Raw genomic sequence first — 13356 nt, 5'->3', positions numbered from 1 at the left:
ACTGGTCGAAGTGGAGCGCCGAGGTGGAACAGGGACCGTGACGTTCCGTGGGCGATCGAGGCTGCGGCCCTGGAGGCGCTCGACCCGTGGGACGAACCGTCCGGCCACGAGCCGTCCGTCCACCCGTCGTCCGCGACCGCAGTTTCCGCGGAAATCGCGTGAGGGCGCGAGGCGTGGCCCCATCAAGCAGCTTGGCCGCGGACTAGCCGCAGCGGCCGCCCTCAGAGCTCACCGCATCAAAAGATCGGCGACCGGATGTACGTGTCCGATCGGGCCCACGCCTCGAGGAACTCCTCGTGCACGCCGTCGGCTTCGTCGTCCATGCCGAGTGCCCGCAGCGACCGCTCCAACCCGAACAACGACCAACCGTTGTGCGGATGGTCCAGCAACTCCGCCCGGAAGACATCGACGGCTTCTTCGTGCCGCTCGGCTTCCCAGAGGGCGTCGCCCAGCCAATGGCGAACCGAGAAACCCAGCGGCTCGGGTTCCGAATAGGGAAATCCATCTTCGATTTCGACCGCGGCCTCGAACACCGTGATCGCGCCTTCGAGCTCGTCATCGGCCCGGAGGAGCTCTCCCTCCAGGATCGCCCCGACCAGACCGAGTAGCTGCGCGGCGGAATGACGCCAGAAGCTCCCGGAGCCCTCCTCGGCCGCGGTCTTCACCTCGTGAAGGTAGAAACGAGCCGTACCCTCATCACCCGTGCGCAGATGCGCATACCCTTTGCTGAAGTCGTAGAGACCACGGAAGATCTCTCCGTCCGGCGGGTCGTCGAGCTGCAAGAGTTCGTCGAAGCGGCCGAATCGGAAGAGCGAGAGCGCCTCGTAGAACGAGCCGCCCATGAGGTCTGCGTACTCCTTGCTCGCCTGGACCGCCACGGATCCTTGGCCATCATTCGACGCCGCGAACAGAAGCATGTGTAGGTTGTGAGACGGGTAGATCGCGAACCCATCGCCGTACTCGGCCTTGAGATCTGAGTGCCACGCATCGGTGTTCGCGCGCACCGCGTCACCCCAGCGTCCGATACGGTTGAACGTGTGGGACGGCATGTGCTGGATATGGCTTGCGCCAGGGATCGAGCTGCCCAGGTAATTCGCGCATTCCTCGGCCCTGCCCGGCTCGACGGAGGGTTCAGTCGAGTGGATGTACAGGTGGCAGGTGCCGGGGTGGGTGATGTCCTGGGCCAATACCGACTCGAGAACACGGTTGAGCCGCTGCACCGAAGGCTTGTCCATGTCCCACGCTCCGCGGCGCGGCTCGAGCAACATGAGCGCTTCACCGGCGAGGAAGCCGATGTCGAGGTCGTTCGGGTACCGCTCATACAAGTCGTTGATGTTCTCGGCCCACTGCTCGTCGAGCTCGCGGCGCTCGTCCCGGTCGTGCTCGGGCACGTAGCGCTCGGCCATCGCCTCGATCAGCGCGCGCTCGACCTCGGTCGTATTGCCGTCCATAACATCGAGCGCCTTCTGGATCGCCGCGTACGCGCGAGGCGCGTCCGCGGACACCATCGGGCCGTTCAGGTACGGACCCCACGCCCATGCCTCGCCGAAGTAGCACATCGCGCAGTCGGGGTCGCGCTGCCACGCCTCGCGGAACGAGCGGGCGGATCCGTTCGGCTCGAAGGCGTACAGAAGTTGAATCCCTTGATCGAAGTAGAGCTGTGCCTCTTCGGAGCTCGTCGTGATCTCTCGCGCAAAGGGCCCGAGTCCCTTGCCGTCGTGGTGGAGCGGCATCGGCTCGTCGAAGCCGGATGGGAGCTCGGGCCCATTCTCCTGTGCGGACGTGGTCGCGGGGATGAGCAAGCAGATTGTGGCGGCGAGCGACATACATCGGCGCATGACGAAGCGACTCCGATACGAGGTGGATTCGAGTGCGAGAATGTGCGGGCGACTGCCGCCGGCGTCCAGCGGGGGAAGGGCGGGCTGTACAAACGGTCGGCCTCCGCGAGCCCTCGGGGCGTCGCTGACGTCTGGCCGATACTTTGCGGAGTTGGCCCGCCCCAGTCACCTTCCCGATGCACACACCCCGAAGGAGACAGCGATGTCGTCGAAGCACGGTTCCCCGATCTCACGTCGTGCCTGGCTGGGCACGACCTCCGGGGTCGTCGCCGCCGGTCTGCTCAAGACGCAAGCAGACGCGTTCAAGCTGGCCGCTCAGGAAGCCCCCGCCTCCGTGTCGGACCCGACCAAGGTGCCAGGCCGTCTCCCCTCAGCACTCGGGCAGCGCGCTCCCTCCGAGCAGCCCCGCCGGATCTCCGGGCGCCCAGGGCTCTCCGGTTCGTCGAGTACGCCGCTGCAGGACCTGTGCGGCACCATCACCCCCGCAGACTTGCACTTCGAGCGGCACCACGCGGGCATTCCGAACATCGTCGCGGAGGAACACGAGCTGCTCGTGCACGGCATGGTCGATCAACCCAAGGTCTTCAGGATGGCCGACCTCAAGCGGTATCCGGAGGTGTCGCGCATTCACTTCGTCGAGTGTGCCGGCAACGGGGGTCGTGCGTACAACCCGGACAGAATGCCCACTGAGGTGTCGCCGCAGACGCTGGACGGGCTCCTCAGCAACAGCGAGTGGACCGGCGTGATGCTGTCCACGATCCTGCATGAGGTGGGCGTGCGGCCGGGCGCGAGTTGGGTTCTGGCCGAGGGCAGCGACGCCGCCGTGATGTCCCGTAGCATCCCGCTCGAGAAAGCGATGGACGACGCGATGCTGGCCTATGGTCAGAACGGCGAAGCCATCCGACCCGAGCAGGGATACCCGCTCCGGCTGGCGCTCCCCGGCTGGGAGGGCAACGCCCAGGTGAAGTGGTTGCGCCGCATCGAGGTGAGCGACCGGCCCACGATGACCCGTGACGAGACGTCCAAGTATACCGACCCGCTCGAGGGCGGGACCGCGCGCCAGTTCAGCTTCGTCATGGACGCGAAGTCGATCATCACCTTTCCGTCCTATCCGTATGTGCTCCCGGACCGCGGGTGGTGGGAGATCAAGGGCCTCGCGTGGTCCGGCCGAGGCAAGATCACGCGCGTCGAGGTGAGCACCGATCGCGGGCGTAGCTGGACTTCGGCCGAGCTCCAGGCCCCGGTCCTGTCGAAGGCCACGGTTCGCTTCCGACAGCTGTGGAACTGGGACGGGAACGAGACGATCATCCTGAGTCGGGCGATCGATGAAACAGGGTATGTGCAGCCGACCGTCCAGCAGCTCTGGCAGGCGCGCGGGGAGCGAACCCGGTATCACATGAACAACCAGCGCGCGTGGAAGATCGCCGCGGACGGCGGCGTGACCTTCGGCCTCGGGGATTTGATATGAGGCACGCGGTCGCGCTATTGACTACCGCGCTCGTCGTTGGCTGTGGGCCGTCCGGAGAGGAGCGGGCACGCGGCCCCAGCGCCGCCGACTCTGCGGAGGGCGCCCCAGTCCATTTTGGCTTCGGCTCTGACGCATCCGAGGCTCGCATCGCGATGTGGGATATCGACGTCAAGCCGGACGGGGAAGGGCTGCCGCCCGGAAGCGGCACCGTCGCCGAGGGCCAGCGCGTCTACCTGACCTACTGCGTCGCGTGTCACGGTGCGACCGGCACCGAGGGCCCGAACGACCGCCTCGTCGGCACCGCCGAGTGGGAGCAGTGGCCGAACGGCCAGACCGTGGGCAACTACTGGCCGTACGCGACCACGCTGTACGACTACATCAGAAAGGCGATGCCGCAGCTGACCCCGGGCACTTTGACGAGCGACGAGACCTACGCTCTAGTCGGCTACATCCTGAACATGAACGGCATCGTGCCGGCTGACGCCGTCATGGATGCGACGACCCTGCCGGCTGTCGAGATGCCTGCCCGCGATCGCTTCGTGGCGGACGATCGTCAAGGCGGGGCGGAGATCCGCTAGCAGACCGTCGCTGGGTCTCAACCGCCTCTGGGCGGTGCCAGTCGATTGATATCAGCCACCATCTGGCCGGCCATGTACTCTAGCAGTGCGCGCGTCGCCGCGACCTGGTTGACGGTCGTCAGCTCGAGCGTGAAGACCGCTTCGTTGTCTGCGTCTTCAACGCTCTGGACGGCGGTGAGTCGGATAGGCTCACCCGCTTGCAGGCGCAAGACGTGCCTCGCTTCGAGCACGACCGGCACCTCGATCAACTCGCCGGTACCGGCGGGGCCTGTCCACAGGACATCCGCATCTTCCGCCTCGCCGAAGTGGAGGACGTAGCTGTCTTCTCCGGCGAGTGGATCGGGCAGGGTCGCGCGGACGGCCAACGAGGGCGCGTATACCAAGTCGGGGTGGTCGAACTCGAAACCCAAGGAATCGAGGATCTCCTCGAACTCAGCGGCCGCCTCTTCCGACAGGGCATCGCGCTCCATGATGAGCGGTGAGAACGCGACCGTGAGCACCACGTTCCCATGGCGGGCGAAGGCGATGGTCCTCGCTCCGGTCAGCGTCCCGTCCGGGGCGACCTGCAGCCCACTGGGCTGGCTCCAGGGACGCAACTCCTGGACGTCCCAGAGGTGCTCGGGGGAGTCCACGAAGGAGTACCCTGGAGCTCCAGCGGTGTCCGCGGCCGCGTCACACACGGGGCTCTCTTCTGTCTCACACGCCTCGAGCACGGCAGGTCGGATCAAAATCGCGCCGTCGCAGGGGTTCGCCTCGATTCCCAGGCCTTCTGACCCGTCCATGATCGCCTGCGCGTCGCCCTGGATTGCTTCGACTCGCGCATGTATCGTCGCTCGGATCTGCTCGCGGTTGATGGTCCGTTGCTGCTGGAGCGACTGATTGCCGGTATCGACGATGCTCTGCGCCAGGCGGCCGTCTGCGACGAACCAGTCATAGAGGGCGGACTCCGTCGGATCCGACCGGTCGAGTGAGTCCATGACGCTTCGATCTTCGAGCGCGACAGCCTCGAGTAGAAGACGCATTCGCTCCGAGCGTAGGCCGAGTGGCTGAAGCGATCGGTTCATGTCGTCCAGTCGCTTCAGTACTCCGACGCACTCACGGGAGCGCTCGATCTCGAGCTCCGCGAAGCCCGCGGGTGGCGCCTCCTGCGCCGCGATCGACGCGGGAGCGGCAAACGCGCCTAGGAGGATGACGAGAGTTCTCAAGTGATCAGCCCGCGTTCGTCGCCCGCGTCCACTGCCTTCGACAGTCAGCCCCCCTGCTTGGTGCCCTCGAACGTTCCGGCACCCCCGAGCCCGTAGTCGCATTCGCCGGTCATGGTATCGCCGTCGACGACTCCCGAATACGAGACCTCGCCCAGCTCTGGCGCTTCGAAGACGAAGTTCACCACGTTGCCCTCGATGGTGCCGGTCACCTGCGCTTCCCCGAACGCCCCCGCGTACGTGCCGGTGATCTTGCCGTCCTCGACCTCGAAGACGAAGCTCGCGTCTCCGCTGCCTGCGTCGAGATCGACGCTCAGGATCCAGTGGCCAGCGATGTCCTGGGCGGCGAGCGGGGCTAGCATGCCACCCGTGCACAGCACGAGAGCGGTCAAAAGAGACGTCCTGAGGATTTGCCTTATCCGTGGGTTCATGCTCCTGCTCCTTCCTCACTGATGAGTGGGTTCAATCCTCGTTCGGCCAACAGGCGGTTGAACGCGGCCATGTCTTCCGAGAGCGCTGTTTCGAGATCCTCCCGGGCATTCATGACCTTGTCGCGCAGCAGGACCTGGACCTCGCCCTGCTGGTCCGCAGGCCTGAAATCAGCGGTGCCGACGCCGTTGGCGAGGTGTCGGAGCTGGCCGGCGACCTTGGATGGGTACCGTACGCCGTCCTGGCCGGTTCCCGTCGAGCGCAGTTGGATCAGCCGCGATTCGATGGCGATGAGCGACTCGTCGAGATCGCCGGCGCCCTCGATGAGGTCCGCCGCGTTGCCCTGATCCTCGAGCACCTCGACGAGGTCGTACAGCTGTCGCCTTACCCATTCGATACGGTTGATCGCATCGGCGGCGGCGTCATAGTCGTTGCGGATCTCGGACATGAGATCGAATTGAGCTCTGATCGACGCCATGGTGCCGTCGGAGTTCGGGTCCTTGAGCACATTGAGTCGCTGCGACTGCTCTTCGCCGTCGACGTCGAGTGTGACTGTGTAGGCCCCGGGCGGGTGTCGCAGCGACATACCGTCTTGGATGCGCACCCGGTCGGGTCCGTAGTCGACCCAGTCGGCATAGAGCGGTGCCACGCGTCGACGGATCGGGGTGCTCGGCTCACCGCGGAAGTCCCAGAACACGCGGTTCAGGCCAGACTGGCTCGTTCCCTCGAGAGTCCGCACGAGTGCTCCGGTGGCGTCGCTGATGCGAAGCGTCACGTCCGCCCCGGCGGTCTGCTCACCCAGCCAATAGTTGATGTACGCGGCGTTCCGTGGATTGGTGCCCTGACTCTGATCTATCGTCATCGCGGCCGGAGCCGTGCGGGGGTTGAAGCGATAGGCGTCCCGAGGCTCGAACAGATACGCGTCGCGAGCGCGCACCTCTTCGGTGAGCTGCTGCAGCGGCGTGAGGTCGTCCATGATCCAGAAGCCGCGGCCGTACGTGCCGATCACCAGATCGTTGAAGTGCTCCTGCACGACGATTCCGTACATCGGTGCCGGTGGCAGGTCGTTGATCAAGGGCTGCCAGCCGTCGCCGTCGTCGAAGCTCACGTAGAGGCGGTTCTCGGTGCCGAGGTAGAGAAGGCCAGGTCGAACCGGGTCCTCCTGAATGCTACGCGTGAAGCTCAGGACGTGGTCGGGGATGCCGTTCGTGATCTTCGTCCACGAGGCACCGTAGTCCTCGGTCCGGTACGCGTATGCCGCGAAGTCGCCGACCTGGTGCGCTTCCACGACCAGATAAGCTTTGCCCGGATCCCATTTGGACGCGTCGATCCCGCGCACCACTCCGTCCGCCGGCCAGTCCGGTAGGTTGTCGGTGACGTCGGTCCACGTGGTCCCGTCGTCCCGGCTCACGTGCACCTTGCCGTCGTTCGAGCCGGCATAGAAGACCCCCTGCTGCGCGGGCGACTCGTCGAAGGCGTAGATCACGCAGCAATACTCCACGCCGATGTTGTCGGGGGTGAGCCCTCCGCTGATTCCCTGTCGGCTCTTGTCGTTCGTCGTCAGATCGGGGCTGATGACCTGCCAACTCTGCCCGCCGTTCCGCGTTCGGTGCACATGCTGACTGGTGACGAAGATCGTGTTGTGGTCGTGTGGAGAGATCAGCAACGGGAAGGTCCACTGGAAGCGGAAGCGCACTTCGTCGGCGGGCGTGCCGCCGGTGCTTTCCGGCCACACCTCGACGTTCCGGAACTGGCGGTTCTTCTCGTCGTACCGGACGACGATGCCACCGCGGGCGCCGGAGCCCGAGGCACTCGACCACACGATGTCGGGATCGGTGGGGTCGGGTGTGGCGAATCCACTCTCGCCGCCGCCGACCTGGTGCCAATCTCCGCGGGGGATGCTGCCCGCCCCCCCTCGGCCACCGTATAGCGAGTTGCTCGGCCCGCGGTAGGAGGGGCCGTCCTGTCGGTTGCCGAGAACGTTGTACGGAATCGCGTTGTCCACGGTCACGTGGTACATCTGGGAGATCGGAAGCTCGACCCGCAGATACGACGCGCCGCGGTTGACGGAGATGTGCACCCCTTGGTCGTTGCCGATGACCAGACGGTCGGGATTGTCCGGATCGATCCACAAGTCATGGTAGTCTCCGCCCGGGCGTTCGATGCCCTGATGCGTGATGTACGTGAGGCCTCCGTCGTAGGTGCGCGAAAGCGCGGCGGTCAGAAAGAAGACCTCGTTCTCGTCATCCGGAAAGACGCGGCAGTTGTTGTAGTACGCGGTCCGCCCACCGAGGTCACGGCTGTGATTCACCAGCTCCCAGTCGTAGCCACCGTCGCTGCTCCGCCACAGCTCACCGTCCTCCGTTTCCTGACCGTGCCAGGGTACGCCGTCGCCCGTTTCGATAAGCGCGTAGATGCGTCGGGAGTCGGCCCGTGACATGCATACGTCGATCTTGCCGACCGGCAGGGTGGGAAGGCCTCGGCCCTCCAGCTTGGACCATGTATCGCCGCCGTCCCGCGACATGAAGATGCCCGAGCCCGGACCACCGCTCTCTCTGCCCCACGCGTTCACCTGAACGGTCCACATGCCCGCGAAGAGAATACGCGGGTTGTTCGGGTCCATGATCACGCTCGATGCACCGGTGTCTTCATCGACGAAGAGCACGTGCTCCCACGTCTGGCCACCGTCCAGGGTTCGGTAGATCCCCCGTTCCGGTTGGGGCGCGTGTGCGTGGCCGAGCGCCGCGGCGTACACGATGTCGGGGTTCGTGGGATGGATCACGAGGCGGCTGATCCTACCGGTCGCGTCGAGGCCCATGTGCTCCCAGTTGTCCCCGCCGTCCGTCGACTTGTAGACGCCGTCGCCGACCGTGACGTTCGATCTGATGTGCGGTTCTCCGGTGCCCGCCCACACGATCTGGGGATCCGAGAGCGACACCGCGAGCGCGCCGACCGAGTGTACGTCCAAGTCGTCGAAGAGAGGACGCCAACGGATGCCTCCGTCCTCGGTCTTCCAAAGACCTCCTGACGCCGCCCCCGCATAGTAGACCAGGGGGTTACCGGCGACACCTGCCACCGAAGCTACGCGGTTTCCCACGACTCCGATGTGTCGGAAGCTGAGCGGGCTCAGCAGCTCGGAGGACGAGGTCTGGGCGAGCGTCGCTGAGGGGAGAACGAGTGTGAGGGCGAGGGCGGCGAACAGGGTCGGCATGCGCTGCTGAAACGACATTCAATGGGCTCCTGCCTCTTGTGGCGGGCGCCTCAGGTCGTTCGGCACCTCGGTTGGAGGCTGTGGTCCAATTGGCGCGGATGGTTCCGTCCGGGCAAGGGCCAGATAGACCCTTGGATGGGCGCTGGCACTCGATGTGGAGTCCGGAGAGGTGCTCGGCGAGCCTCGAAGAGTGACCTCGGGGATTGCGCCGTCGGGGCTCGCGGTGGGCGAGGACGGCAGACTGCTCATCACCCGCGCCGGCGCGACGAGCACCGTCTGGTCTTTTCCGCTCGCCGGCGGTGTCTCCAGTCTCGATCAGGGAGTCCAGATCACCCGGTCTCAGGAGTTCATCCGAGGCGCGAGGCGAGGGTGACTGGGGTCTCCGGATCATCGACTCCGATGGGTCCAACCCGTGCCGCATAACGACTTCATCGGCGCTCGAGCGTCAGGCTGCGTGGGCCCCCGACCAGAGCGCGCTCTTCTTCGTGGATGACTTCCAGGACGTATGGCGGGTGCCTCTCGATGGCGACGTCAACCAGGGCGGCGTGGCCCCGAGCGTTGGTTCGACCTGCCTCCGGGCTTCGGCGCGGGGGAGGACGGGCTCGATCTACGAGCCGGGAGGCTGCTGATCGCCGTAGAAAAGTTTGCCGGGGATATCACGTCACGCGCCTTGGTCAGGGCGCCAGCCCAAACTTGTACCGTCCCGCGAGCTCACCGAGCCACCTGAGATCCCCGATGAGGGGTTTGCTGTCCTGAACCCGCACCGCGGTTCGGGCTCGCCCGAACAGTGCCACGGCGAGTTGGTCGTCATCGTGTCGGCAACGATAGAGGATTCCATCCACCCCGTCGGGATGCTCATACACAGCTCGTGACCATGCCCAAGAAAGGGTGTAATCGCGAGTAGAACTGATCTCAGCAGTTCCTCCAATAAGAACCAACCCTGGACCGGTGAGATCCGCCACCCGCAGATCTCGAGTGACTTCGACTCGGGCTAGCTTGCGCGCAGCGAGATCTGACATCGAGACAAGCTGGCCGCCAGGGTATCGCAGGAGCGTTTCTACAAAGGCTGTCTCAGGCTTCACACCGAGATAGCAGACTCCGTATTGGCCTCGCGGACCATGGAACCGTGCTCGTTGGTGGGCCAATTTGGCGCGTCCAAAATGAAGCGGATCTCTTCCATCATCGCGGTGGATCCGAAAGAGGATGTCCCCGGGAGCGAAGTCTGAAACCGGGAGTGTCCGGGACGTGAAATCGCCCGGAGGCATAGGGGAAGGGCCGGCCGGCATCGCCGACGTTCAGGCCGTAGTGTTGAGAATGGTTGTGTGCCGCCTTGCAACCTCACACCGCCTCATGGCGCCCCCACGATGCAGCAGCATGAAGTGCCTCGGCCTTATGGCCTTGCCGGAGGGCGTCGAGGACAGAGCTCTCCATATCCGCATCATCCGCCGAATCGGATCGGAGGGTCGGAGACAGTAGGACAGAGAGGCGAGTCCAGCCGCTGTCCGTATCGATTGCTTTGAGCACCTCCGGCAGACCGTCGACCACGCCACCCTCGCTGAACTGGCAGAGCGGATACCGATGCCAACTTCTGACCTCCACGGCGAGGAGCGAGCCCCGCTTGCGGCGCTTGTCGACCGCTTGCCTGGTGATGGCGAGGTGCTCGGCCACCTCCCCGGCAAGCCATGTCCCACCCGCCTTCTTCAGCAGGGTCTCCTGGATATCGCCGGCCCGAGCAAACGCTGCCGCGAGGGGGTCAAGGGCGGCCACCGCCTCGTCGCTCGCCACCTCAGAGAGAAAGCGCGCCAGCGTGCCGGCGTGCGTGGGAGCCGCCAAGACACTTCGCAGCAAACTCGATGACGACGTGGTCAGGGAGCTGACGAGAAACGGCCAGACGCGTTCCAAGAACACCTCGATGAGCTCACGCCGCTCGGTGGGCACTCCCGCGAGAGACTCGTCAAGCTGAAGCGGAGTTTCCATATCGCCATTCCATGAGGGTTGAGGTTACACTATCCATTTAGGTGTGGCAGAATACAGACGCAACCCATGGGTCTGGTCTAGCGTGGGTGCGCGTGGGCCTGCGCAACCTTTTCGGGAGCGAACACGTCAGAGTTCTTATAGCACTCGGACGCAGCTCGGAGGGGCAAGATGAAAGGGATCAGCTCAGACGTCATCGCGCTGGCGGCGGTGTTGGGAAGTGCGGCGGTGGCCGGCGTGGTTACGCTGGCGTTGGCGAGCGGCGATTCTGGGGAGGTTGCGTACGAGTGCATGGTCAGCGAGGTCGAGACGGCACCCCATCTCGTGGTGGCGCTGAATAGCGGCCAGGCTGCCGTTGTCGTGGCTCCGGAGGTACAGGCCAGCTCGGCTGAAGTGTGCGCGAAGGCTCTCGTCGAACGGCTCGAAGGCGACGAACGGCACCTCGCGCTTGCACGTTTCGAGCTGGATCGGGCGCAGGAGGGTCTGCAGCGCTCGCGATATCGGCTCCGGGAACGTCTGGAGCGGATGGAGCGTGTCGAGCGGGTGCGGCGGACTCGACTCCTGGGCGACGAGGTCCAGCATGAGATCGGGACGACCCGCGTGATGGTCGATGGCGTAGCAATTGAGCTCGAGGGCCTCGGGGAGCTGCTGGATCTGGAGCTCGAAGGGCTGGGCGAGGCACTCGAGCTCGAATTCGGAGGTCGCGCACGTCTCGACGGCGAGATGGAGCGACTCGACGAAGAGATGAAGCGGCTCGTAGAGACGCTGAAGCGCCTAGAGGACGGTAACGGGCGGTAGGGCGGTAGGGTGGTAGGGCGGTTGCCTAGACGCTGAAGCTCAGAGCCCCGGGCGGTCCGACCGCCCGGGGGTTTTCCCGATTTGGTGGTCTCGGTGTTTTCGGGACGTCGTCCAGGCTAGTGCGGCAGGCTCGGCCTCAGGAGACCGTAGACCCATGCGCCGCCCACTGCAGCGAGCAGCGCGACGAGCATGACTGGGAGGCCGCTGCCCACGAGCGCGAACAGCGGACCGGGGCATGCCCCCACGAGGCCCCAGCCCAGCCCGAAGACCGTACCGCCGACGATGTGATGCGTGCGAGGACGCGCGGCCGCGCGAGCCGGGAACTCGATGTTCTCTCCGCGGACGGTGCGAATGCCGAGGTGCTTCATGAGCGCGATCGAGAGAGCGCCCACCGCTACGGCCGAGCCGATCACGCCGTACATGTGGATCGCCTGGAAGCGAAACATCTCCTGGATCCGGAACCACGATGCGACCTCGGACTTCAGAAAGATCATGCCTATCAGCACCCCGAGGCCGAAGTAGACCGCGAGGGACTCCGAGCGTTCTTGCGGCTCGACCGGTTGCGTCTCGTCTGTCGTGTGCGTCATCGCCTCACCGCAGCAGCAGAGGGAGGAGCACGTGGGTGGAGATCAGACCCCCGAGAAAGAAGCCGATCACGGCGACCAAGGACGAGGCCTGGAGGTTGGCGAGCCCCGAGATCGCGTGACCAGACGTGCAACCGTTGGCGTAGCGAGCCCCGAAGCCGACCAGAAAGCCGCCGAGCACGATGATCACGATCCCCGGGACCGTGAGTATTGCTTCGAGCGCGAAGACATCGGCGGGAACCATGCCGGTGAAATCGGTGACGCCAAGGCCCGCCAGGTCCGAACGGGTGGCCTCTGCGATGGCTACGACGTCATCGGGTCCTGAGAGGACGCGCCCACCGATGAAGCCTCCCAGCATCATGCCGGAAGCCATCGCCAAGTGCCACGCGCCCGTCTTCCACCAGTCGTAGCGGAAGTATTCGATACGCGCCGGAACGGTGGCTGCACACAAGTGCTGCAGAGTTGAGGAGACGCCCCATTTTTTTCCGCCGTACCAGTATACGAACGGAACGACCAGTCCGATCAGTGGTCCGGCCACGTACCACGGCCACGGCTGCATCACTGCTTCAGGCATGCGTCAGTTGCCACCTGGGCCTGCGGGCAAGCGATAGTCGAGCGGTGGATCACGATCACCGAGAAGCGGCTCATACACCCAGCCTTCTGGGATGCGCGCCGCGTGCTCCGCCATCGCCGCGGCAACCAGATCCGGGCGCGTGAACAAGTCGATCGCGGTCATCGCGAGCGTCTTGGCAGCGACGATCATGCCCTTCTCGCCGATGGTCGTGCCACCGGCCGCGATCGCCTGCCACGAGTGGGCGGACGACCCCGGTACCCACGTCGCCGCGCTCATGCCGGCGGTGGGGACCATCCAGCTCACGTCGGCCACATCCGTCGACCCGCCGCTTCCTTCTTCGGTTACGGAGAACGGTTGGATCTGGGCGGCCGACTCGAGCGGAGGAGCGTCCGCGGGGAAGGTGCCGTGGATCAGCTCGGCAAAACGCCGTTCCTCATCGTCGTAGTAGACACCGCCCACGCGGTCGAGATTGGCGTGCATCGCTTCCTGGAGTGTGACATTGGGCAGCATGTTGTACAGGCCGTGGATGACTTCGTACTCCACGGTCGTGCCCGTACCCAGCGCCGCCCCGTCCGCCGCTTTGGCCACGCGCTCGAAGATCGACTTCACGTATTCGGGATCGGGGTGTCGTACGTAGTAGAACACTTCCGCGAAGTCCGGAACCACGTTGGGAGCTGCGCCGCCGTATGTGATCACGTAG

13 protein-coding genes are annotated in these 13356 nt (G+C 65.2%); 4 read left to right on the top strand and 9 right to left on the bottom strand.

Going from position 1 to position 13356, the window contains the following annotated elements; genetic code table 11:
• Window positions 1-236: 236 nt before the first annotated feature.
• Window positions 237-1838: a hypothetical protein gene (locus tag IIB36_19235; protein MCH7533876.1), complete on the bottom strand. Its 1602-nt coding sequence runs from the start codon at window positions 1836-1838 to the stop codon at window positions 237-239.
• A gap of 202 nt (window positions 1839-2040) precedes the next feature.
• Here IIB36_19235 and soxC point away from each other — a divergent pair, with 202 nt between their 5' ends.
• Together soxC and IIB36_19225 are read left to right on the top strand one after the other, a co-directional pair.
• On the top strand, window positions 2041-3306 hold the full coding sequence (soxC, locus tag IIB36_19230) for a sulfite dehydrogenase (GenBank protein ID MCH7533875.1): 1266 nt from the start codon (window positions 2041-2043) through the stop codon (window positions 3304-3306).
• Window positions 3303-3884 carry a cytochrome c gene (locus IIB36_19225; GenBank protein ID MCH7533874.1) on the top strand — a complete coding sequence of 194 codons (582 nt, stop codon included), beginning with the start codon at window positions 3303-3305 and terminating at the stop codon, window positions 3882-3884. Before soxC ends, IIB36_19225 begins: the two co-directional genes overlap by 4 nt.
• Window positions 3885-3901: 17 nt before the next feature.
• Here IIB36_19225 and IIB36_19220 read toward each other — a convergent pair whose 3' ends face one another.
• Genes IIB36_19220 through IIB36_19210 form a run of 3 tightly spaced genes read right to left on the bottom strand, consistent with a single transcriptional unit; the run spans window position 3902 to window position 8726 of the window.
• A complete protein-coding gene (locus tag IIB36_19220) occupies window positions 3902-5089 on the bottom strand; it encodes a hypothetical protein (protein MCH7533873.1) in 1188 nt (395 codons plus the stop codon).
• Window positions 5090-5133: 44 nt separating this feature from the next.
• Window positions 5134-5517 (bottom strand): hypothetical protein, encoded by a 384-nt coding sequence (locus IIB36_19215; protein MCH7533872.1) that lies wholly within the window; start codon window positions 5515-5517, stop codon window positions 5134-5136.
• Window positions 5514-8726 (bottom strand): sialidase, encoded by a 3213-nt coding sequence (locus IIB36_19210; protein MCH7533871.1) that lies wholly within the window; start codon window positions 8724-8726, stop codon window positions 5514-5516. Before IIB36_19210 ends, IIB36_19215 begins: the two co-directional genes overlap by 4 nt.
• A 190-nt stretch (window positions 8727-8916) precedes the next feature.
• Here IIB36_19210 and IIB36_19205 point away from each other — a divergent pair, with 190 nt between their 5' ends.
• The gene (locus IIB36_19205; GenBank protein MCH7533870.1) at window positions 8917-9099 is read left to right on the top strand and encodes a hypothetical protein; all 183 of its coding nucleotides are present in this window, start codon (window positions 8917-8919) and stop codon (window positions 9097-9099) included.
• A 301-nt stretch (window positions 9100-9400) separates the two neighbouring features.
• On the opposite strand, the gene IIB36_19200 is transcribed toward IIB36_19205, so the two are convergent.
• Window positions 9401-9991, bottom strand: a complete 591-nt coding sequence (locus IIB36_19200) for an RES family NAD+ phosphorylase (GenBank protein MCH7533869.1) — start codon at window positions 9989-9991, stop codon at window positions 9401-9403.
• A 73-nt stretch (window positions 9992-10064) separates the two neighbouring features.
• Entirely contained in the window at window positions 10065-10703 is a 639-nt protein-coding gene (locus IIB36_19195) for a DNA-binding protein (GenBank protein MCH7533868.1), read from the bottom strand.
• 168 nt (window positions 10704-10871) lie between these two features.
• Between IIB36_19195 and IIB36_19190 the strand changes: the two genes are divergently transcribed.
• Window positions 10872-11498, top strand: a complete 627-nt coding sequence (locus IIB36_19190) for a hypothetical protein (GenBank protein ID MCH7533867.1) — start codon at window positions 10872-10874, stop codon at window positions 11496-11498.
• Between the two features lie 116 nt (window positions 11499-11614).
• On the opposite strand, the gene IIB36_19185 is transcribed toward IIB36_19190, so the two are convergent.
• The 3 genes from IIB36_19185 to IIB36_19175 form a co-directional block, all read right to left on the bottom strand.
• Window positions 11615-12085 (bottom strand): YeeE/YedE family protein, encoded by a 471-nt coding sequence (locus tag IIB36_19185; protein MCH7533866.1) that lies wholly within the window; start codon window positions 12083-12085, stop codon window positions 11615-11617.
• A gap of 4 nt (window positions 12086-12089) precedes the next feature.
• Entirely contained in the window at window positions 12090-12656 is a 567-nt protein-coding gene (locus tag IIB36_19180; GenBank protein ID MCH7533865.1) for a YeeE/YedE family protein, read from the bottom strand.
• Window positions 12657-12659: 3 nt separating this feature from the next.
• A partial coding sequence (locus IIB36_19175; protein ID MCH7533864.1) for an amidohydrolase occupies window positions 12660-13356 on the bottom strand: 697 nt, incomplete at its 5' end.

It is taken from the genome of Gemmatimonadota bacterium (assembly GCA_022560615.1).
In the GTDB taxonomy this organism is placed as follows: Bacteria; Gemmatimonadota; Gemmatimonadetes; order Longimicrobiales; family Gaopeijiaceae; genus UBA1138.
This window is presented reverse-complemented; position numbering and strand designations above follow the sequence as displayed.

Coding starts and splice junctions, on each gene's coding strand:
- IIB36_19235 (MCH7533876.1), bottom strand. CDS start 1,838: ATGCGCCGATGTATGTCGCTCGCCGCCACAATCTGCTTGCTCATCCCC.
- soxC (MCH7533875.1), top strand. CDS start 2,041: ATGTCGTCGAAGCACGGTTCCCCGATCTCACGTCGTGCCTGGCTGGGC.
- IIB36_19225 (MCH7533874.1), top strand. CDS start 3,303: ATGAGGCACGCGGTCGCGCTATTGACTACCGCGCTCGTCGTTGGCTGT.
- IIB36_19215 (MCH7533872.1), bottom strand. CDS start 5,517: ATGAACCCACGGATAAGGCAAATCCTCAGGACGTCTCTTTTGACCGCT.
- IIB36_19210 (MCH7533871.1), bottom strand. CDS start 8,726: ATGCCGACCCTGTTCGCCGCCCTCGCCCTCACACTCGTTCTCCCCTCA.
- IIB36_19200 (MCH7533869.1), bottom strand. CDS start 9,991: ATGCCTCCGGGCGATTTCACGTCCCGGACACTCCCGGTTTCAGACTTC.
- IIB36_19195 (MCH7533868.1), bottom strand. CDS start 10,703: ATGGAAACTCCGCTTCAGCTTGACGAGTCTCTCGCGGGAGTGCCCACC.
- IIB36_19190 (MCH7533867.1), top strand. CDS start 10,872: ATGAAAGGGATCAGCTCAGACGTCATCGCGCTGGCGGCGGTGTTGGGA.
- IIB36_19185 (MCH7533866.1), bottom strand. CDS start 12,085: ATGACGCACACGACAGACGAGACGCAACCGGTCGAGCCGCAAGAACGC.
- IIB36_19180 (MCH7533865.1), bottom strand. CDS start 12,656: ATGCCTGAAGCAGTGATGCAGCCGTGGCCGTGGTACGTGGCCGGACCA.